The organism is Sphingomonas sp. MA1305, assembly GCF_016107325.1.
Classification (GTDB): domain Bacteria; phylum Pseudomonadota; class Alphaproteobacteria; order Sphingomonadales; family Sphingomonadaceae; genus Sphingomonas.
In genome coordinates this window covers 85898-106020 of record NZ_RCVT01000002.1, presented here as the reverse complement: position 1 = coordinate 106020, position 20123 = coordinate 85898, and the positions used below count along the sequence as shown (strand labels likewise).

The 20123-nt window shown below is 69.7% G+C and carries 13 protein-coding genes; 7 read left to right on the top strand and 6 right to left on the bottom strand.

Annotation, left to right across the window (positions count from 1 at the left end; translation table 11 throughout):
• Positions 1 to 26: 26 nt before the first annotated feature.
• The 4 genes from kdpB to D9601_RS08540 all read left to right on the top strand — a co-directional run bounded on the left by kdpB (position 27) and on the right by D9601_RS08540 (position 6187).
• Positions 27 to 2063 (top strand): potassium-transporting ATPase subunit KdpB, encoded by a 2037-nt coding sequence (gene kdpB, locus D9601_RS08555; RefSeq protein WP_198353558.1) that lies wholly within the window; start codon positions 27 to 29, stop codon positions 2061 to 2063.
• Positions 2064 to 2255: 192 nt separating this feature from the next.
• Entirely contained in the window at positions 2256 to 2831 is a 576-nt protein-coding gene (gene kdpC / locus D9601_RS08550; protein WP_198353557.1) for a potassium-transporting ATPase subunit KdpC, read from the top strand.
• Complete coding sequence (locus tag D9601_RS08545; protein WP_198353556.1) at positions 2828 to 5500, top strand: sensor histidine kinase; 2673 nt, start codon at positions 2828 to 2830, stop codon at positions 5498 to 5500. Before kdpC ends, D9601_RS08545 begins: the two co-directional genes overlap by 4 nt.
• Positions 5501 to 6187 carry a response regulator transcription factor gene (locus tag D9601_RS08540; protein WP_198353555.1) on the top strand — a complete coding sequence of 229 codons (687 nt, stop codon included), beginning with the start codon at positions 5501 to 5503 and terminating at the stop codon, positions 6185 to 6187.
• Positions 6188 to 6210: 23 nt separating this feature from the next.
• On the opposite strand, the gene D9601_RS08535 is transcribed toward D9601_RS08540, so the two are convergent.
• The 6 genes from D9601_RS08535 to D9601_RS08510 all read right to left on the bottom strand — a co-directional run bounded on the left by D9601_RS08535 (position 6211) and on the right by D9601_RS08510 (position 16542).
• A complete protein-coding gene (locus D9601_RS08535; protein WP_232474015.1) occupies positions 6211 to 7464 on the bottom strand; it encodes a DUF885 family protein in 1254 nt (417 codons plus the stop codon).
• Between the two features lie 77 nt (positions 7465 to 7541).
• Positions 7542 to 11321 carry a LamG-like jellyroll fold domain-containing protein gene (locus D9601_RS08530; RefSeq protein WP_198353554.1) on the bottom strand — a complete coding sequence of 1260 codons (3780 nt, stop codon included), beginning with the start codon at positions 11319 to 11321 and terminating at the stop codon, positions 7542 to 7544.
• A gap of 128 nt (positions 11322 to 11449) precedes the next feature.
• On the bottom strand, positions 11450 to 12730 hold the full coding sequence (locus D9601_RS08525) for an MFS transporter (RefSeq protein ID WP_198353553.1): 1281 nt from the start codon (positions 12728 to 12730) through the stop codon (positions 11450 to 11452).
• A 28-nt stretch (positions 12731 to 12758) separates the two neighbouring features.
• A complete protein-coding gene (locus D9601_RS08520) occupies positions 12759 to 13556 on the bottom strand; it encodes a 2-keto-4-pentenoate hydratase (RefSeq protein WP_332837946.1) in 798 nt (265 codons plus the stop codon).
• 80 nt (positions 13557 to 13636) lie between these two features.
• Positions 13637 to 15076 carry a mannitol dehydrogenase family protein gene (locus D9601_RS08515; protein ID WP_443024720.1) on the bottom strand — a complete coding sequence of 480 codons (1440 nt, stop codon included), beginning with the start codon at positions 15074 to 15076 and terminating at the stop codon, positions 13637 to 13639.
• A complete protein-coding gene (locus D9601_RS08510; protein WP_443024719.1) occupies positions 15073 to 16542 on the bottom strand; it encodes a UxaA family hydrolase in 1470 nt (489 codons plus the stop codon). The genes D9601_RS08515 and D9601_RS08510 overlap by 4 nt, the downstream gene beginning before the upstream one ends.
• Positions 16543 to 16648: 106 nt before the next feature.
• On the opposite strand from D9601_RS08510, the gene D9601_RS08505 reads away from it, so the two are divergent.
• From D9601_RS08505 to kduI, 3 genes are read left to right on the top strand one after another with little or no spacing between them, the layout of a single operon-like run.
• A complete protein-coding gene (locus D9601_RS08505; protein WP_198353551.1) occupies positions 16649 to 17677 on the top strand; it encodes a LacI family DNA-binding transcriptional regulator in 1029 nt (342 codons plus the stop codon).
• A gap of 58 nt (positions 17678 to 17735) precedes the next feature.
• Positions 17736 to 19208, top strand: a complete 1473-nt coding sequence (gene uxaC / locus D9601_RS08500; protein ID WP_198353550.1) for a glucuronate isomerase — start codon at positions 17736 to 17738, stop codon at positions 19206 to 19208.
• 17 nt (positions 19209 to 19225) lie between these two features.
• A complete protein-coding gene (kduI, locus tag D9601_RS08495; protein ID WP_198353549.1) occupies positions 19226 to 20068 on the top strand; it encodes a 5-dehydro-4-deoxy-D-glucuronate isomerase in 843 nt (280 codons plus the stop codon).
• Positions 20069 to 20123 lie beyond the last annotated feature (55 nt).

The window sequence follows — 20123 nt, the reverse complement described above, 5'->3', positions numbered from 1 at the left end:
GACGGGTCCTTCGGAGTCGCGCGCTGATGGCTCAGACCGCATCCAAATCCCTGTTCACCGCGGACCTGATGGTTCCGGCGATCAAGGCCTCGTTCCTCAAGCTCTCCCCGCGCGAACTGATCCGCAACCCGGTGATGTTCGTGACCGCCAGCGTCGCCGCGCTGCTCACCGTGCTGCTGGTCGTCGGCCACGACGGCCTGGGCGTCGGCTTCAAGCTGCAGCTCGTCGTCTGGCTGTGGCTGACCGTGCTGTTCGGCACCTTCGCCGAGGCGCTGGCGGAAGGCCGCGGCAAGGCGCAGGCGGCGAGTCTGCGCGACACCAAGGCGGAATTGCGCGCCAAGCTGCTGACCGGAGTCGGCGACACCTGGGAACTCGTCCCCGCCGCCCGCCTCGCCAAGGGCAACGTGGTGCTGGTCGAGACCGGCGACCTGATTCCGTCCGACGGCGAGGTGATCGCCGGCGTCGCGAGCGTCAACGAGGCGGCGATCACCGGCGAAAGCGCGCCGGTGATCCGCGAGGCGGGTGGCGACCGCTCGGCGGTCACCGCCGGCACCCGCGTCATCTCCGACTCGATCCGGGTGCAGGTGACGGTCAATCCGGGTCAGGGCTTTCTCGACCGGATGATCGCGCTGGTCGAAGGCGCCGAGCGGCAGAAGACGCCGAACGAAATCGCGCTGACCATCCTGCTCGTCGGGCTGACGATCATCTTCCTGATCGCGGTCGGCACCATCCCCGCCTTCGCCACCTATGCCGGCGGCAGCATCCCGGTCGCGATCCTCGCGGCGCTGCTGATCACGCTGATCCCGACGACGATCGCGGCGTTGCTGTCGGCGATCGGCATCGCCGGCATGGACCGGCTGGTGCGGTTCAACGTGCTCGCCAAATCGGGCCGTGCGGTCGAGGCGGCGGGCGACGTCGACGTGCTGCTGCTCGACAAGACCGGCACGATCACGATCGGCGATCGTCAGGCGAGCGAATTCCGCAGCGTCGGCGGCGCCACCCCCGATGCGCTGGCCGATGCCGCGCTGATGGCCAGCCTCGCCGACGAGACGCCGGAGGGCCGCTCGATCGTCGCGCTTGCCCGCGACCGGTTCGGTGCCGCCATTACGCGTCTGCCGGAGGGGGCGGAGGTGATCCCGTTCACCGCACAGACCCGCATCTCGGGCGTCCGCATCGGCGACCGGCTGATCCAGAAGGGCGCGGTCGATTCGATCCTGCGCGCCAATCCGGGCGTCGGCGAGACGGCGGCGGCGACCGAACTCCGGCGCATCACCGACGAGATTGCCCGTGCCGGCGGCACGCCGCTGGCGGTGGCGGAGGATGGCCGGCTCTTGGGCGCGATCTTCCTCAAGGACGTGGTCAAGGCGGGGATCCGCGAACGGTTCGGCGAACTGCGTCGGATGGGCATCCGCACGGTGATGATCACCGGCGACAACCCGCTGACCGCGGCGGCGATCGCGGCGGAGGCGGGGGTCGACGATTTCCTCGCCCAGGCGACGCCGGAGGACAAGCTGGCGCTGATCCGGTCGGAGCAGCAGGGCGGCAAGCTGGTCGCGATGTGCGGCGACGGCACCAACGACGCGCCCGCTCTGGCCCAGGCCGACGTCGGCGTGGCGATGAACACCGGCACGCAGGCGGCGCGCGAGGCGGGCAACATGGTCGATCTCGACAGCGATCCGACCAAGCTGATCGAGGTCGTCGGCCTCGGCAAGCAGCTGCTGATGACCCGCGGTGCGCTGACCACCTTCTCGGTCGCCAACGACGTCGCCAAATATTTCGCAATCATCCCGGCGATGTTCGTCGCGCTCTATCCGGGCCTCGGCGTGCTCAACGTGATGGGGCTCGGCACGCCGCAGTCGGCGATCCTCAGCGCGATCATCTTCAATGCGCTGATCATCCCCTTGCTCGTGCCGCTGGCGCTGAAGGGTGTCGCCTACAAGCCGATGGGGGCGGGGCCGCTGCTCGCGCGCAACCTCGCCATCTACGGCCTCGGTGGCCTCGTCGCTCCGTTCGTCGGGATCAAGATCATCGACGTCGCGGTCACCGGCCTCGGCCTGGCGTGACCGGTTCGTCGGATTTCGTCACCCCGGACTTGTTCCGGGGTCCACCGCTCCGCGAACACCGCCGCCGATGCCCACGCGGAACGGTGGATGCCGGAACAAGTCCGGCATGACGAAAGAGCAATGACGTCACCATCCTCCCCATCGACCGGCGAGACGAAGGATCGCGGCCTTATTCCTCAAGGAAGCAATACCATGAACCAAGACATCACCTCCGCCCTGCGGCCCGCGATCGTCATGACGATCCTGTTCGCGATCCTGCTCGGACTGGTCTATCCCTTGGCCATGACCGGCATCGGACAGGCGATCTTTCCCGCCCAGGCGAACGGTAGCCTGGTGCGCGATGCGTCCGGCCGCGTGATCGGCTCGACGGTCGTCGGCCAGGCCTTCGCGAGCGAGCGCTATTTCCAGACGCGGCCGTCCGCGGCCGGCAAGGGCTATGACGGCCTCGCCTCGTCGGGCTCCAACCTCGGCCCGACCGCGCGCGCGCTGATCGACCGGGTCAAGGCGGACGTCGCGAAACGCCGGGCCGAGGGCGTGACCGGGCCGCTGCCCGCCGATCTCGTCACCGCCAGCGGTTCGGGTCTCGACCCCGATCTGTCGCCGGAGGCCGCACTGGCGCAGGCACCCCGCATCGCCCGCGTCCGCGGCCTGCCGGTCGCGACCGTCCGCGGCCTTGTCACGCGCGCGACCGAGGATTCGGTGTTCGGCGACCCCCACGTCAACGTCCTTGCCCTCAATCGCGCGCTGGACGCTGCCGCGCGCCGATGACCACGGGCGAGCGTCCCGATCCCGATGCCCTACTGCGCGCCGCCGCGCAGGAGGGGCGCGGCCGGCTGAAGATCTTCCTCGGCGCCGCGCCGGGGGTCGGCAAGACGTTCGAGATGCTGTCCGAAGGCGCGGCGCGGCGGCGCGACGGCGTGGATGTCGTCGTCGCGGTGGTCGAGACGCACGGCCGCGTCGAGACCGAGGCGCTGGTCCGCGGCCAGGAGGTGCTGCCGCGCCGCGCCGTCCCCTATGAGGGGCGCACGCTGCACGAGATGGACCTCGACGCCGTCCTCGCCCGCAGCCCCCGGCTGGCGCTGGTCGACGAGCTGGCGCACACCAATGCGCCCGGCAGCCGTCATCCCAAACGCTATCAGGATGTCGAGGAACTGCTCGCCGCCGGGATCGACGTCTATACCACGGTCAACATCCAGCACGTCGAGAGCCTCAACGACGTCGTCGCCAGCTTCACCCGCGTCCGCGTCCGCGAGACGGTGCCCGACCGCATCCTCGAGGCGGCGGAGATCGAGGTCGTCGACATCCCGCCCGACGAGCTGATCGAGCGGCTGAAGGCGGGCAAGGTCTATCTGCCGCAGGAAGCGACGCGGGCGCTGTCGCATTTCTTCTCCAAGTCCAATCTGTCGGCGTTGCGCGAACTGGCGCTGCGCCGCGCCGCGCAGGCGGTCGACGCGCAGATGCTCGACCATGTCCGCTCGCTCGGCGTCGGCGGCACCTGGGCAGGCGGCGAGCGGCTGGTCGTCGCGGTCAGCGAATTCCCCGGTGCCGACGAACTGGTCCGCGCCGCGAAGCGCGCCGCCGACGCGCTGCGCGCACCCTGGACGGCACTGTTCATCGACACGCCGCGCACCGCGCAATTCGGCGAGGGGCAGCACCGCCGCCTCGCCCAGACGATGACGCTGGCGACGCAGCTCGGTGCGGCGGTGGCGACGGTGCCGGCACCCAATGTCGTCGAGGGAATCCGCGGCTTCCTCGCCGATGCGCGCGCCACGCAACTGGTCGTCGGCAAGTCCAAACGCTCGCGCTGGTTCGAGCTGCGCCACGGCTCGGTGGTCGACCGGCTGGTCCGCGAGACGCCGGGCGTCACCGTCCACGTCCTGCCCGTCGAGGAGGCACAGGCACCGCGCGAACGCGTCGCCAGGCGCGGCGCCTGGGGCTCGCCGACCGGCTATCTCGCGACGCTGGCGCTGGTCGCGGCGGTCACCGCGGCGGCGAGCGCGCTGTTCCACGTCCTCAACCTTGGCAATGTCGCCTTGCTCTACCTGCTGCCGGTGATGGCGGCGGCGAGCCTCTACGGCCTGCGCACCGGCCTGTTCGCCGGCCTCGCCTCCAGCCTCGCCTATAATTTCTTCTTCCTGCCGCCGGTCGGCACGCTCAGCGTCAGCAATCCCGAGAATGTCGTGTCGATCTTCGTGCTGCTCGGCGTCGCCATCGCCACCAGCCAGCTGACCGCGCGGGTGCGCGCGCAGGCCGATCTGGCGGCGGCGAGCGCGCGCGCCAATGCGACGCTCGCCGGCTTCCTCCACCGCCTGGGCGGGATCAACGACCCGGCGGAGGCGGCGCGGGTGATCTGCGAGGACATCCGCCGCCTGTTCGACGTGCAGGTCGTGCTGCTCGCCCCGGCACCGGGCGGCGGCGTCGCAGTGCAGGCGGCGACCCGCGCCGACTACAGCCTGCAGACGATGGACATGGCCGCCGCCAATTGGGCGTTCGACACCGGCAATCCGGCGGGCAAGGGATCGGCGACGCTCGCTGCCTCGGAATGGCTGTTCCAGCCGCTGAAAGCCGGCGAGCGGACGCTGGCGGTGCTCGGCCTCGCCAGCGAGAGCGGCGGCGATCCGGTCCGCGCCGACCGGCTGCCCCTGCTCACTGGCCTGATCGACCAGGCGGCGCTGGTGCTCGAGCGGCTGCGGCTGGAGGCGGAGATCCGCGACGTCGACGCGGTGCGCACCCGCGACCGGCTGCGTGCGGCCTTACTGTCCTCGGTCAGCCACGACCTGCGCACGCCGCTGACCGCGGTGATGGCTGCGGCCGCCGAACTGCGCCGCGGCGGCGCCGCCGACCAGCAGGGCGAACTGGTCGCGACGATCGAGGGCGAGGCGGCGCGGCTCAACCGCTTCGTCGCCAATCTGCTCGACATGGCGCGGGTCGAGGCGGGGGCGCTCAAGCTCAAGGTCGAGGCGATCGACCTCAGCGATGCGGTCACCGGCGCCGCCCACGATGCGCGCCGCGCGCTGGAGGGGCATGCAGTGCGCCTCGACGTGCCGCCCGACCTACCTTTGGTCCGCGCCGATCCGCAATTGCTCCACCATTGCCTGCTCAACCTGCTCGACAATGCCGGCCGCTATGCCGATCCGAACACGGAGATCGTCGTCGAGGGGCGCCACCGCCATGGGAGCCTGCGCCTCGCGGTGCTTGACCGTGGCCCCGGCCTGCCGCCGGGCCGCGAGGCGGAGGTGTTCGAGACGTTCCGCCGGCTCGAAGGGTCGGATCGCGCGATCCACGGCACCGGCCTCGGCCTTGCCATCGTCAAGGCGTTCGCGGAAAGCATGGGGATGAGCGTCGAGGCGAGCAACCGGACGGACGAGCGCGGCGCCGCCTTCACCCTGATCTTCCCGCACGCGCTGATCGTGCGCGATGGCGGCGGCGGGCTGTAGATGGCCGCCAAGGTCCTCATCGTCGACGACGAGGTCGCGATCCGCCGCCTGCTGCGCAACACGCTGGAACGCGCCGGCCATCAGGTGGTGGAGGCGCGCGACGGCCGCGACGCGCTCGCCCTCGCGGCGGCCGAGCATCCCGACGCGGTGCTGCTCGACCTCGGCCTGCCCGATCGCGACGGCCTGGGGCTGGTGCCGCTGCTCCGGGGCGACGGGCAGCGGGTATTGCTGGTCGTCTCGGCGCGCGACGCCACCGAGGAAAAGGTCGCCGCGCTCGACCTCGGCGCCGACGATTACGTCACCAAGCCGTTCGACACCGACGAACTGCTCGCCCGCCTGCGCGTTGCGTTGCGCCATCGCGGCAGCGGCAGCGCGGCGGCGCCGATCGTCCATGCCGGCGAGCTGGCGATCGACCTCGACCGCCGCCGCGTCACCCGCGCCGGCGAGGAGCTGCACCTGACGCGCAAGGAATATGACGTGCTCGCGCTGCTCGCCCAGCACGTCGGCCGCGTCGTCACCCACGATCGCATCATCGCCGCCGCCTGGGGCGGGGACGAGGACCCGCGCATCGAATATCTGCGCATCGTCGTGCGCAATTTGCGCGGCAAGCTGGAGGCGCCGTTGCCGGTCGGCAGCGTCATCGCCAACGAACTCGGCGTCGGCTATCGGCTGCGCGGCGAGGGCTAGGGGCGCCCGACCACTCCGCCCGGTCAGCCTGCCAGTTGCTCCGTCCGCCGTCGTCCGTCGGCGAGCAGCCGCTGGTAATAGCCCCGCGCCCCTGCCACGCTGGAGCGCCGCGCACCGTCCGCGATGCCGAGCCACGCCAGCGCCTCCGCCGCGCGGCTCGCCGGTTCGCGCGGGATGCGCGCCAGCTCGACGTCGAACGGCGCGAAATAGGCGGGCTCGCCCTGCCAGCCGACCAGCCGCGCGCGCGTCTCGTCCGCGCTCCAGCCGTCGTGGTGGAAGCCGATGTCGGCGAGCGCCCGCCCGACGCGGAAGATCAGCCAGTGGAGATGCCCTAGTCGCGCATGCGGATCGGCATAGGGCGCCACCGTTTCCGCCTGGATGCCCCAGCCTTCGACGAACGCCGCGGCATAGGTGATGCGCAGTGGATGCGGCGGCGCCGTGCCCTCCAGCCCGAGCTGGCTCATATGGCCCGGCAGCAGTTCGTGCGCGACGACGCTGGGCAGCGTCCACGCCGGCCGCCGCCGCACCGCGCGCAGATCGACGATATAGGCGCCCGGCGCCGTCGGCGTCGGCACGATGCGATAGCCGTTCTTGCCCGCGGCGATCTCGGCGGGCGACAGCGCCCGCACCGAACAGGCCGCGGCCCAGGCCGGCACCGCGCCGACCTGCACGGGGACGCGGCCGCGCGCGGCATCGAGTTCGCGCGTCATCGCCGCCACCGCCGCGGCGCGGCCGGCATCGTCGTCGGCGAACAGGAAACGCTCGTCCTGCCACAGCGCGCGATAGCGGTCGGCGACGCTGCCCCGCGTCAGGCCGATCGCGCGGAAGCCGCGGTCGGCCCGGGCCTGCAACGCCGTCATCGCTTGCGCCAGCCGCGCCTGGGCGGCGCGTGGCTCGACCGTCCCGAGGCTGCGGCCGAGCAGCAGCCGGTACCAGTCTGCCCCCTGCGGCAGCCGCGCCATGCTGCCGGGCTCCGGGCGGTAGCCCTGCTTCGCGCTGCCGCCGAAGCGGGCGAGGTCGCGATCGATCGCCAGCCCGGCGCGCGCCGCCTCGACGTCGAGCCGCTCGCGGGTCGCCAGACGGCGGGTGTCGATGGCGGCGAGGCGGACCAGCGCCTCCGCCGGCGGAAGGGCGGCGGCTTCGTCAAGCGCAGCGCGGGTGTCGGTGGTGGAGGGCAGCAGCGGCAGGGCGAGCGCACCGGCGAGGAACGAGCGGCGGTCGACTTCTGAGCTCCCCTCCCGCTTGCGGGAGGGGCTGGGGAAGGGCAGTGGCCACAAGTCGTTACTTGCGAGAATTCCCTCCCCTAGCCCCTCCCGCAAGCGGGAGGGGGACGGGGGCGTCCCGCCAAGCTCTCTCACCGCGCCACCACCACCGCATTGTTGAGCAGCGTCACCTCCGGCGCGTCGCCCGCCAGCGCAACGCGTGCCGTCACGCCCGCGCTCGCATCGGCCGACAGCGTCATCCGCACCTGTACCGTCCTTGGCTTGAGGTCGACCGGCGCTTCGATCGGCGGGATCGCCGCGCGGGCGAGCTCACGGCCGTCCGCCGCCATCAGCGTTGCGACGCCGGCCCCGGTCGCGACCGAGCCCAGGCTGTGCACGGTCAGCGTCACCTGTCGCCCCTTCACTGTCACATCGTCCGCGCCGATGCCGAGATCGGGACGCGCCTCGACCGGCGTGCCGGCCCGGATCAGTTCCGCCTCGATCACCGTCGTGGTACCCGGCGCGAAGGTGACGTCGGTGCCGGCGCTGCGCTCCAGCGTGACCTCGCGCGTGTCTCCGCCGGTCAGTGTCTTGCCCTCATCTTTACTGGTCGCGACGCGCAGCCGCCAGGTGCCGGCGGCGACGTTCCACGTCGACATGCGCGCGCTCTGCGCGACGCCGCTGGTGTTGTAGGCGATGACGCGGAATCTCGCGCGCGTCGCGCCGGGCACCAGGATCGCGACCTGCTCCGCCGCGCCCGGCGTCGCAAACCGCCAGCTGACGGTGTTGCCCGGCCAGGTCATGTTGCGCCGGAGTGCGATGCCACCCAGCCGCTCGCGCTGCAGGATGTCATTGGGCTGGTCGACGCGGTCGGACCACCAATGGCCCTCCGTGTACATATATTGATGCTGCGCCTTGTCGGTCCACGCCGCCTCGTGCAGCGACGCCAGCCCCGCCAGATCGCCGGTCGCCGCCCAGCGCGCATAGGCCGCGAACGGATCCTCGCCCGCCGTCTTGGCCAGCTTCGCACGCAATTCCGCGCCGCCCGGCATCGTGTCGAAGGCATTCTCGGCGAATTCATTGAGCCCGCCCGGCGCCTTGCCGACCCGCGCCTGCACCGGGCGCAGATACCTATCGTCGCCGGTGAAGCGCCACGCCGCCCAGGCACCCTGCAACGGCGTCGTCACGCCGCCGCCGTCACCGACCCGGGTCGCATCGGTGCGCCAGTTGATCTCGTTGGGGTAGCTCCAGCTGCCGTCGGCATTCTGCTTGCCATGCGCCATCCAGCCGTCGATCACGCCGGTGACGAGGCCGCGCGCCGCCGAATTACCGTTGTACAGGCCGATCAGGATCGGCCCATGCAGAACGGTGAAGCTGTACGGCTTCTGCCATTCCCACGGCCCCTCGCGGTACATCTTGCGCCCGCCATACCAGTTGGACGCGAAATGCATATGGCCGGCAGGGTTCTTGAGGATCACGCCCTGCAGCGCACGCACCGTGTCCATCAGCCGCTCGACCGCCTTGGGCTCGCCCCAGTTGAGATAGAGCCGCTCGGCGTCGCTGTTCAGCCCCTCCTCATAGGCGTGGAGCTCGTCGGTGGTGATGTAGCCGAGCCCGTTGACCCGCATGCCGTTCTTGTACACCGCGTCGGACAATGCGCGCAGCGAGGCGTTCACCTTGTCCGGCTCGACGCCCATCAGCGCCAGGCCCGGCCATTGCTGGGTCAGGTCGACGTCGTCCGAAATGCCGCCGCCGAAATCGCCATAGGGCACTTGGCGATGGTCGATCCACCATAGCACGAAGTCGCGGGTGATCTTCAGGTCGTCGAGCTGCCGCGTCGCCCATAGCGGCACGCCGGCGGGGGCAGGGGGCAGCGCCACCGGCGGCAGGTTTCCCGGCCGGTAGTTGATGTCCGCCCAATAGGCGCGTGCCTGTTCATGGTCGGGCGCGACGCGCAGCAGGTCGGTGATGTCGGCATAGACGCGGCGGTACAGGCCGGCGCGCTGCGAGGCGGTATGCTCCTCGACCAGGAAGCCCCAATTGTCCTTCACCTGCGCGAACCGGTCGGCGACATGCTCCTTCAGCGCCTCGGCGCGCGGCTTGAACACCAGCCGGATCTTCGCGCCGTTCACACTGTCGGCGTCGAAGCCGGCATCGGCGGAGGCGAGCGTCAGGAACAGGCTGTCGTTCGGCAGGATGCGGTCGCGCAGATCGAGCCACAGCGTGCGCGCCTCGCCCGCACGGACGGAGACGGACACGTCGATCATGTCGCGCCCGGGCCACAGCGGATCGTGGACGCGGATGTTGAGCGGGATCGTGCCCCCGGACCCGCCGCTGCCCTTCAGGGCGGGCAGGTCGATGGCGATCCCGTCCAGCCCGTCGTGCAGATTCTGCCAGCCATAGTCCCAGGCGCGCGCCAGCGGCTGGTCCGGGAAGGCATCGCCGAAGCTCGCCGGGATCAGCACATGGACGATCGGCCGGCCGGCGGCGCGGCGCACCGCATTGGCCGATGCGCCGGCGGCGCCCGCGCCCACCGCCACCTTCATCCCCGCCGACGGCATCGCCACCACGGTGCTGCGCTCCTCCGGCGCGAAACGGCCGGCGATATAGGCGTTCAGCGGCGCCAGCGCCGCCAGCCGAGGCGAGGCGGCGGCATCGACCGTGTAGCTCAGCGTGACGCTGCCCTTCGGCACCGCGCCGGCGCCGACGTCATAGGCCCAGAGCTCCTGGATCGGCTGTTCCTGCATCACGTTGGTAAAATGCAGCGTGCCGCCGGTACGGGGCTTCACCGCATCGACGCTGCGCACGACGCCCTTGGCGCGGGTGGCGAGGGTCTGATCCTTGCCGCCGGCGTCCGTCCAGGACAGGTGGCCATAAGCGGCACCGCGGATCTCGACGCGGTTGAACGTCTCGCCGGCGGGCACCGTCAAATCGTAGCGCTTGCCGCCCTCGACATAGACGTTCCAGTCGGGCAGCTCGAAATAATCGTCGCGCCCCGGCAGCTTCGACCGGTTGTAGACGCCGGGCCAGGTCGTCTCGGCGATGCCGTCGACGCCCTTGTACATCCACTCCTTCAGATCCTTGGCGTCGGCGAATTCGATTTTGCGGATGCGCGTCACCGGGTCGGTCAGCAGCGGCGGCGATGTCTTGTCCCAGCCGAAACGGTGCAGCCATGCTGACCTATCCTGGCTGACAGGCTGCGGGGCGGGCTCGCCCTTGGCGGCCAGCGCGGCGACGTCGCTGGCGCCCAGCATCCGGTCATATACGCGAAGTTCGTCAAGATCGGACCCGCGCATGAAATTGTAGCGGCTCTGCACCTGATGCGGCGACATCACCCGCCCGGCCAGGCCGAACTGGTCGAGGCCGGAATCGAGGTCGGCACGCTGGTCGAGCTTGGCGACCGGCTTGCCGTCGACGAACAGCTCCACCCCGTTCGCCTCGTCCCAAGCGAAGGCGAGGTGCCGCCACTGGTCGGGGCTGGGGATCTGGTCGATCCGCCACGACACGCGGACGCGCGACAGATTGGCGTCAGTGACGAAGGCGTCGAAGCCGTGACCGTTCCAGTCGATGCGCAGGAACGCCATGTCCCAGCTGGTATGATCGGCGAAGCCGGCGCGGAAGATGACGAAGGGCGCCTCGCCGAGCGGCGCGCGCGGCCGCCAGAAGAAGGACAAGGTGCCGCGCTGCGCGATCATGTTGCCCGGCGCGGACCAGGCGACATAGCCGTCGTCCGCCCAGCGCGCCGCGCCGCCGATCGCGCCGTCCGGCACGACGCCGACGTTGCTGCGGAAATTGGGCACCGCCGCCCCGCCCGCGACCTCGGCGGTCAGATCCTTGTCGGCGGACATGCGGAACAGCAGCCCATCGGTCTGCGCCGCGGCCGGCGTGGCGGCGGCAAGGGCGGTCGCCAATGCTAGGAGCGAGTAATGCATGGAGCCTCTCCGTGGCGTCACCCTCATCCTTCCGGCGCTTCTCGCCTCCCGACGCAGCCGGGCAGGAAGGGTGAGGGCGGTTCGTGCTTACGTGACCGGCGGCTTGCTGCCGCTCTGTCTCGGGTAGATCAGGCGGCGTCGACCCGCGCCAGTCGCGGGCTGAGCAGATGGATGACGATCACGGCGATCAGATAGGTCGAGCCGGCGACGGCGAAGATCGGCGTATAGCTGCCCGTCGTCTGCAGGATGTAGCCAGTGAACTTGGCCATCATCATGCCGCCGATCGCGCCGACCGTGCCGCCGATGCCGACCACCGATCCGACCGCAGCGCGCGGGAACATGTCCGACGGCAGCGTGTAGAGGTTGGCCGAGAAGGCCTGGTGCGCCGCGGTGGCTAGGCCGACGACGGCGACTGCCAGCCACAGGCTGCTGATGTACTGCGCCGCGAAGATCGGCATGACCAGGAAGGCGCAGACCAGCATGGTGATCTTGCGCGCGGCATTGGCGCTGAACCCGCGCTTCATCAGCCGCGACGACGACCAGCCGCCCGCGACGCTGCCCAGGTCGGAGATCAGGTAGATGACGACCAGCGGCGGACCGAAGCTCTTGAGGTCGAGATTGTAGGTCTTGGCCAGGAAGTCGGGCGTCCAGAACAGGAACAGCCACCAGATCGGATCGATCAGGAACTTGCCCAGCGCATAGGCCCAGGTCTCGCGATAGCGCAGGATGCGGCCCCAGCCGATCGGCTGGACGGGGTCGGCGGGATCGCTCTCGATATAGGCAAGCTCGCTTGCCGACACCTTGGCCGTCTCGCGCGGGCGGCGATAGACCGCGATCCAGGCGACCAGCCACAGGCAGCTGGCGATGCCGGTGACGATGAACGCCATCCGCCAGCCGAAGGCGAGGGTGATCGCCGGCACGACCAAAGGCGTCACCACTGCGCCGACATTGGCGCCCGCGTTGAAGACGCCGGTGGCGAGCGCCCGCTCCTTGGCCGGGAACCATTCGGTCACCGCCTTGATGCCGGCCGGGAAGTTGCCGCTCTCACCGACGCCCAGGATGAAGCGCGCGATCGAGAACTGGAAGGCGGAGTTGACGAAGCCGCACAGCGTGTGGCCGAGCGTCCAGATCACGAAGGCGATCGAATAGCCGATGCGCGCACCGACCAGATCGACGATCCGCCCGAAGCTGAGATAGCCGATCGCGTATGCGGCCTGGAACCAGAAGATGACGTCGGCATAGGTCGTTTCCGACCAGCCCAGTTCGGCGGAGATCGTCGGCTTGAGCACGCCGATCATCTGCCGGTCGACATAGTTGATCGCGGTCGCCGCGAACAACAGGCCGCAGATCACCCAGCGATAGCGACCGACGCCGGCGGGCGGGGCTCCCTCGTGGACTGTGGTTGCCATCCTCTCGCTCTCCTGGTCTTGGGGCCTCTCAGCGGGCCTTGATCGTGCAGGCGACGGCGAACCGGCCGTCGAAGCTCGTGTCGACCCGGTCGCCGACCGCGACCGGATGGACGCCGGTGACCGCACCGGTCGAAATCCATTGACCGGCGGCCAGTGCGATCCCGCGCGCCGCCATATGTTCGAACAGGAAGCGGGCCGCGCCGAACGGACCGTCGAGCATCGTCGCGGTCGTCGCGTCGCCGATCTGATCGCCGTTGACCGACAGCGTCACCCGCCAGTCGTTGAGGTCGCCCTCGCGCCAGCCCTCCGCCTCGGCGCCGACGACCAGGCCGTTGTTGTTGCCGAAGTCGCTGATCGTCACCGTCGCACCCAGCGCGTTGATGCCGGGGAAGGGGGAGGAGGCGATCTCGATGCCGACATGCACCGCGTCGATCAGCGCCCGCGCCTCGTCGATCGTATAGGTCGTCTTGGCGGGGTCGGGCGCCGTGCCGATGCGCAGCAGGAATTCCGCCTCCGCAGCGCCGAAGCCCTCGGCGAAGATCGGCATGGCAACGGTGTCGCCGTTCTGCGCGTCGATCACCTGATCGGCGAAGATCGGGCCCGACAGGCGATCGATGCCGTCGATGGGGGGATTGATCCGGCCGACCTTCCAGCCCGCAACCGTGCCGCTCGCCAGGCTGAGCGCATGATCCTGCACGCGATAGGCGTCGGCCAGCGTCGCCGGCACGTCGCCCGGATAATCGAGCAGTGCAATGCCGTCGCGCCGCGCCGCGACGAAGGCGTCCGCGATGCTGCGGCTGTTGTCGGTGGTCACGTCGGGCTGCACTGGCCCCCCTCTCTCTGATCTATTCTCGTTGGCCGCGACGCTATGGGAAACCGGTGTCAATGGCAAGCGCCCGACCGGCGCTATCGCAACAGTTCGTCCCATCGGCCGGCGCCTAAAGCCTCCGCCGAGGCGATGATCGCGCGCTGCAGCGCATCGTCGCCGGCGATCGTCGGCGGCAGGCCCAAACCGGCCTCGACGAGCCGTCCGACGACCGCGCCCGCGTCGCCATCCGCAGCCGCGGCGGCAAGGGCGGAGCCGTGCGGATCGGCGATGGACACGCCCTGCCGCGATCGCATAATCAGGAAAGCGACCCAGCCCCCGAGCGCGATCGCCACCCGGTGCGGCAATCGACCGGCGGCACGGTTTGCCGCCAGCGTGTCGCCGAGCCGGTAGGGCAGCTTCTGTGAACCATCGATCGCGATCTGGTCGAGCCGGTGGACGATCGCGGGATTGCGGAAGCGGGCCAGCACGGCGGCGCGATAGGCATCGAGGTCGAGGCCCGGCACCGCCGGCAATTGCGGGATGATGTCGTCACGGATCATCGCGTCGACGAACTGCGCCAGCGGCCCATCCTGCATCGCCTCGGCGACGCTGGCATGGCCACGCAGCAATCCCAGATATGCAAGCGTCGAATGCGCGCCGTTGAGGATGCGCAGCTTCGCCTTCTCATAGCCCGCGACGTCGGAGGTCAGGGTGGCGCCCGCGGCGGCGAGATCCGGGCCGAGCGGCACGCCGACATCCTCGATCACCCATTGCGCAAAGGCCTCGCGCTGGACGGCGGCGTGATCCTCGACACCGATCGCCTCCGCGACTGCGGCATAGAGCGCATCGTCGGCGGCAGGGGTGATCGAATCGACCATGGTGGACGGCACGCGGACCTCGCCCGCGATCCAGTCCGCGAGAGCAGGATCGCGGCCGCCGGCGAAGGCGACCAGCGCGGCGTGCAGCTTGGCGCCGTTCGACGCGAGATTGTCGCACGGCATCGGCACGAACGGAGCGGCGCCGTCGGCACGCCGCGCCGCCAGGCCGGCGACGATCCAGCCAACGACGCTGCGCGGTACCGCGCCGCCGTCCGCAAGATCGTGGACGATGTCCGGGTGATCGCGGTCGAGCGTGCCGTCCGCGTTCAGGCAATAGCCCTTCTCGGTCACGGTGGTGGTGACCAACGTGACGGCCGGATCGGCGAGCAGCGCCAGCGTCTCCGCCGCCGCGTCGGGCGCGAGGAAGCGCGTGTGCGCGCCGATGACGCGCATCGCCGGTTGCGTATCAAGGATGGCGAGCGTGTAGAGGCCGTCCTGCTCCGCCAGCGCCGCGACCGTGCCGCGGCTGCGCATCGACACGGCGGCGATACCCCAGCGCGGGTCCGCATCGAGCAGCGTGTCGATATAGGCGGCCTGATGCGCGCGGTGGAAGGCGCCGGGACCGAAATGCACGATGCCGGTGCCGATGGGCGGCCGGCTGCGCGGCGCGGCGATCTCGCCGGGCAAGGTCGACAGCGTCGCGCGGGACAGGCGGGTCACAGCGTCACCCCGCGTTTCCAGATCGCGATCTCGCGTTCGTCGTTGCGCTCGGCCGCGGTCTCCTCTCCCGATGCGATCGCGCAGATGCGGTCGAGCAGCGCGATCTCCGCCGCCTCGAACCCCTCGTCGAGGACGAGGCCGGCATCGAAGTCGATCCACCCCGGCTTGCGCGCGGCGAGCGTCGAATTGGATGCGATCTTGATCGTGGGCACCGGAAAGCCGAGCGGCGTGCCGCGCCCGGTGGTGAACAGGATCACCGTCGCCCCCGCCGCGGCGAGCGCGGTCGACGACACCGCGTCATTGCCCGGCGCTTCGAGCAGGGTGAGTCCGTCGGTGCGCGCCCGCGCGCCATAGGCAATGACGTCGGTGACGGTCGCCCGGCCGCCCTTCTGTACCGCACCCAGCGACTTTTCCTCCAGCGTGGTGATGCCGCCCGCGACATTGCCCGGCGACGGATTTTCGGAGATCGGCTCGCCGTGATCGATGAAATATTGGCGGAATCCGCCGATCACGCCGACCATCGCCTCGAACACGTCCCGGTCGGCGGCGCGATCCATCAGCATCTGCTCGGCGCCGAAGATTTCCGGTATCTCGGTCAGCACGACGCGCCCGCCGGCGCCTGCCACCGCGTCGCTGATCCGCCCGACCAGCGGATTGGCGGTCAGGCCCGAGAGGCCGTCCGAGCCGCCGCATTTGACGCCCAGCACCAGCCGGTCGATCCCGACCCGCTGCCGCGGCGCCCGGGCGAGCGCGGCGAGTTCCTCGACCAACGCGACGCCTTCGCCGACCTCGTCGGCACTGAATTGCGCGGCCAGGGAGCGGACCATCGGATGACGCTCCGACGGGATGGCGGCAAGCAGTTCGGCAACCTGATTCTCTTCGCAGCCGAGCCCAACGAGCAGCACGCCGCCGGCATTGGGATGGCAGGCGAGGCCGGCGAGGATCGCGCGGACGCCGTCCAGATCCTGACCGAGCTGCGAACAGCCGTGCGGATGCGTGAAGGCATGGACACCGTCGACGATGCCCGCGAGCTTGGCGCCCGCCTCCCGTGCGATGCGCTCGGCGGTGCGGGCGACGCAGCCGACCGTCGGCAGCACCCAAATCTCGTTGCGCGTCGCCACCCGTCCGTCGGCGCGCACATAGCCTTCGAATGTCGCGGTCGACGCCGTTGCGATTTGGGCTTGGGGCTGGAGATCGTAGCGATAGGCGCCGCTCCCCTCCAAAGCGGTCGCCACATTGTCGCTATGGACATGCTCGCCGGGAACGATCGGGCGCGTGGCGCGACCGATCGGATAGCCGAATTTGAGGACCGGTTCGCCGGGGGCGACCGGCGCCAGCGCGACCTTGTGGCCACGCGGCACGTCCGCCGCCAGCGTCACGCCCATCGCGACGTCGCCGACGCGGCCATCCTCCAGCAGCGTCGCGACGGTGTCGCGCGCGTCGATTTGCAGCGCTCTGGCCATCATCCTCTCACTGTCACGGGTGTTCATCGGAAACCGGTGTCAGATAGTGGGTCAAAAATGGCGCCAGCACAAGACTGGTCCGCCTTTCGGAGTCACGCTAGCGTGCGTCATGCGTAAAAGCGGCCAGCCCACGATCAACGACGTCGCCCGCATCGCCGGCGTCTCCAAGAAGACGGTCAGCCGCGTCATCAACCGGTCGCCGTTGCTCGGCGAGGAGACGCGGCGGCGGGTCGAGGAGGTGATCGGCGGCCTGGGCTATATTCCCAATCCGCAGGCGCGGGCGCTGGCGCTGCGCCGCAACTTCCTGATCGGCCTGGTCCACGACAATCCCAATGCGCAGACAGTGATGAACGTCCAGCAGGGCATGCTGGAGGCGCTGCACGGCACCGAATTCGAAATGGTGGTGCGGCCGCTCGATCGCGGTTCGGCGACGATGCTCGAAGACCTGCGCCATTTCCTTGAACGACAGCGGTTGTTCGGCGTGCTGTTGATGCCGCCGGTCAGCGAGAATGACTCGGTGGCGCAATTGTGCACCGATATCGGCTGCCGCTACGTCCGCATGGGATCGGCGGCCCTGGATACGTCGGAGCGCATGGTCGCCTCGAACGATCGCGAGGCGGTGCGCATCGCCACCGACTATCTGATCGCGCAGGGGCATCGCCGCATCGGCCTGGTCGCCGGTCCGCACGGCTTCCGTTCGGCGCGCGAGCGGCGGCTCGGGTTCGAGGAGGCGCTGGCGCAGGCGGGGATCGCGCTGCCGCGATCGATGGTCGCGGACGGCAATTACACGTTCGAATCGGGGCTGGTCGCTGCCGAGCGGTTGCTCGACGTGATCCCGCGGCCGACGGCGATCTTCTCCAGCAACGACGAGATGGCGGCCGGCGTCATCCATGCCGCCCGCCAGCGCGGCCTCGATATCCCGCGCGACCTGTCGATCATCGGCTTCGACGACACACCGATCGCCGCCCATGTCTGGCCGCCGCTGACCACGGTGCGGTGGCCGATCGCGTCGATGGCGCGGTCCGCCGCGCTCAAGCTGATCGGCGGCGACGATGACGAGGCCGAACCGGTCGAGGAGCCGTCGCTGTTCCTGTCGACGCTGATCCGGCGCGGGTCGGTGGCGTCGCCACCAGCCTGACCGGGTTGCGCATGGCTCTGACACCGGTTACCAGATCGTCAAGAGGAGAGGAATCGTCATGACCCGGGCGCTCGCATTGCACCCCGACCGGCTGCTGCCGGCCGACCCGACGACGCGCGGCATCGCGCGGGCCTTGTACGCCGAAGTGGCCGACCTGCCGATCGTCAGCCCGCACGGGCACACCGATCCGCGCTGGTTCGCGGACAATGCGGCCTGGTCGGACGCGACGCAGTTGCTGCTCGCGCCCGATCATTACATCTTCCGCATGCTCTACAGCCAGGGCGTCGATCTGGATGCGCTCGCCATTCCGCATCGTGGCGGCACGCCGGCGACCGATCCGCGCGCGGCATGGCGGCTGTTCGCCGACCATTATCACCTGTTCCGCGGTACGCCGTCGCAGCTGTGGCTCGACCATGTCTTCGCCGAGGTGTTCGGGATGGACGTCGCATTGGAGAGCGCCACCGCCGACCGCTATTTCGACACGATCGGCGAAAAGCTCGCCAGCGACGCCTTCCGCCCGCGCGCGCTGTTCGACCGCTTCCGCATCGACTTCCTCGCCACCACCGAGGGCGCGCAGGACGGTCTCGACGCACATCATCGTATCCAGGCATCGGGCTGGCAGGGGCGGGTGGTCACCACCTACCGCCCCGACGGCGTCATCGACGTCGAGCATGAGGCGTTCGTGCCGGCGATGCAGCGCTTCGCCGAACTGACCGGCGAGGACGTCTACAGCTGGCGCGGCTATCTGGCGGCGCATGCCAAGCGCCGCGCCGACTTCCGCGCCGCCGGCGCGACCGCCACCGACCACGGCCACCCAACCGCGCAGACCGCGAATTTGTCGACCGCCGAGTGCGAGGCGCTGTTCGCGCGCATCGTCGGCGGCGACTGGACGCCCGCCGATGCCGAGCTGTTTCGCGCGCAGATGCTGACCGAGATGGCGCGGATGAGCGTCGCCGACGGCATGGTGATGCAACTGCATCCCGGCGCCTATCGCAACCATAACGCCGCTCTGTTCGCCAGCCACGGCCGCGACAAGGGTGCCGACATTCCGACGCGCACCGACTATGTCCATGCGCTCAGGCCGATGCTCGACGTCGTCGGCAACGAGCGCGACCTGACGATCATCCTCTTCACGCTCGACGAAAGCGTCTATGCGCGCGAGCTGGCGCCGCTCGCAGGCCATTATCCGTGCCTGCGCTTGGGGCCGGCCTGGTGGTTCCACGATTCGCCGGAGGGGATGCGCCGCTTCCGCGAGATGACTACGGAGACGGCGGGCTTCTACAACACCGTCGGCTTCAACGATGACACCCGCGCCTTCCTGTCGATCCCGGCGCGCCACGACGTCGCCCGCCGGGTCGACTGCGGTTTCCTCGCCCGCCTCGTCGCCGAGCATCGGCTGCAGGATTGGGAGGCGGCGGAACTGGCGCAGGAACTGACCAGCGGATTGGTCCGCCGCGCCTATCGGGTCGATGCGCCGTCGTCTTCCCCTATGGGAAGTGATTTCAAAATGTGCGACAGCGTCGCCGCCTGAGCCTTTCGGAGACTTTCATGTTCGACCGCACCTATTACGCCACGCATCCCGACATGATGGAATGCGTCTCCAATGACGAGCTGCGCGACCGCTATCTGATCCAGAATCTGTTCCGCGAGGGCGAGTGCGTGCTCGTCTACACCCATGCCGAGCGGTTCGTGATCGGCGGTGTCGCGGTGGCGGGCGCTTCGGTCAAGCTGCCCGATCAGACCGAACCCAAGTCGGCCGCCGGCCACCCCTTCCTCGAGCGTCGCGAGCTGGCGATCGTCAACGTCGGCAAGGTCGAGGGCACCGTCACCGTCGACGGCGAGAGCTTCACGCTCGGCAACAAGGATTGCCTGTACGTCACGATGGGCGCCAAGGACGTGCAATTCTCCGGCGAGGGCGCGCGCTTCTATCTCGCCTCCTGCCCGGCGCATAAGGCGTTCCAGACGCGCCTGCTTGGCATCGCCGACGCCAATGCGCTCGAGCGCGGCAGCCTCGAGGAATCGAACGAGCGGACGATCTTCCAGCTCGTCATCCCCGGCGTCTGCGACAGCGCGCAGCTGGTCATGGGCCTGACCGTGCTGAAGCCGGGCAGCGTGTGGAACACGATGCCGCCGCACATCCACGAGCGCCGCAGTGAGATCTACTTCTACTTCGAGCTCGACAATCTCGATACCGACCGCGTCATGCACTTCATGGGTGAAGGCGAGGCGACCCGCCACATCGTCATGCAGAATGAGGAAGCGGTGATCAGCCCGCCCTGGTCGATCCACATGGGCGCGGGGACCAAATCCTATGCCTTCATATGGGCGATGGCGGGCGAGAACCAGGACTATACCGACATGAACGTGCTGGACATCTGTCAGCTCGCGTAAAACTCCCCTCCCGCTTGCGGGAGGGGCTGGGGGAGGGCGGTTGCGCCATGCCCCT

Bases quoted from the DNA above. Each gene is read 5' to 3' on its own strand.
- D9601_RS08505 (WP_198353551.1), top strand. From the start codon at position 16,649: ATGCGTAAAAGCGGCCAGCCCACGATCAACGACGTCGCCCGCATCGCC.
- D9601_RS08525 (WP_198353553.1), bottom strand. From the start codon at position 12,730: ATGGCAACCACAGTCCACGAGGGAGCCCCGCCCGCCGGCGTCGGTCGC.
- kdpB (WP_198353558.1), top strand. From the start codon at position 27: ATGGCTCAGACCGCATCCAAATCCCTGTTCACCGCGGACCTGATGGTT.
- kdpC (WP_198353557.1), top strand. From the start codon at position 2,256: ATGAACCAAGACATCACCTCCGCCCTGCGGCCCGCGATCGTCATGACG.
- D9601_RS08510 (WP_443024719.1), bottom strand. From the start codon at position 16,542: ATGATGGCCAGAGCGCTGCAAATCGACGCGCGCGACACCGTCGCGACG.
- D9601_RS08530 (WP_198353554.1), bottom strand. From the start codon at position 11,321: ATGCATTACTCGCTCCTAGCATTGGCGACCGCCCTTGCCGCCGCCACG.
- D9601_RS08540 (WP_198353555.1), top strand. From the start codon at position 5,501: ATGGCCGCCAAGGTCCTCATCGTCGACGACGAGGTCGCGATCCGCCGC.
- D9601_RS08545 (WP_198353556.1), top strand. From the start codon at position 2,828: ATGACCACGGGCGAGCGTCCCGATCCCGATGCCCTACTGCGCGCCGCC.
- uxaC (WP_198353550.1), top strand. From the start codon at position 17,736: ATGACCCGGGCGCTCGCATTGCACCCCGACCGGCTGCTGCCGGCCGAC.
- kduI (WP_198353549.1), top strand. From the start codon at position 19,226: ATGTTCGACCGCACCTATTACGCCACGCATCCCGACATGATGGAATGC.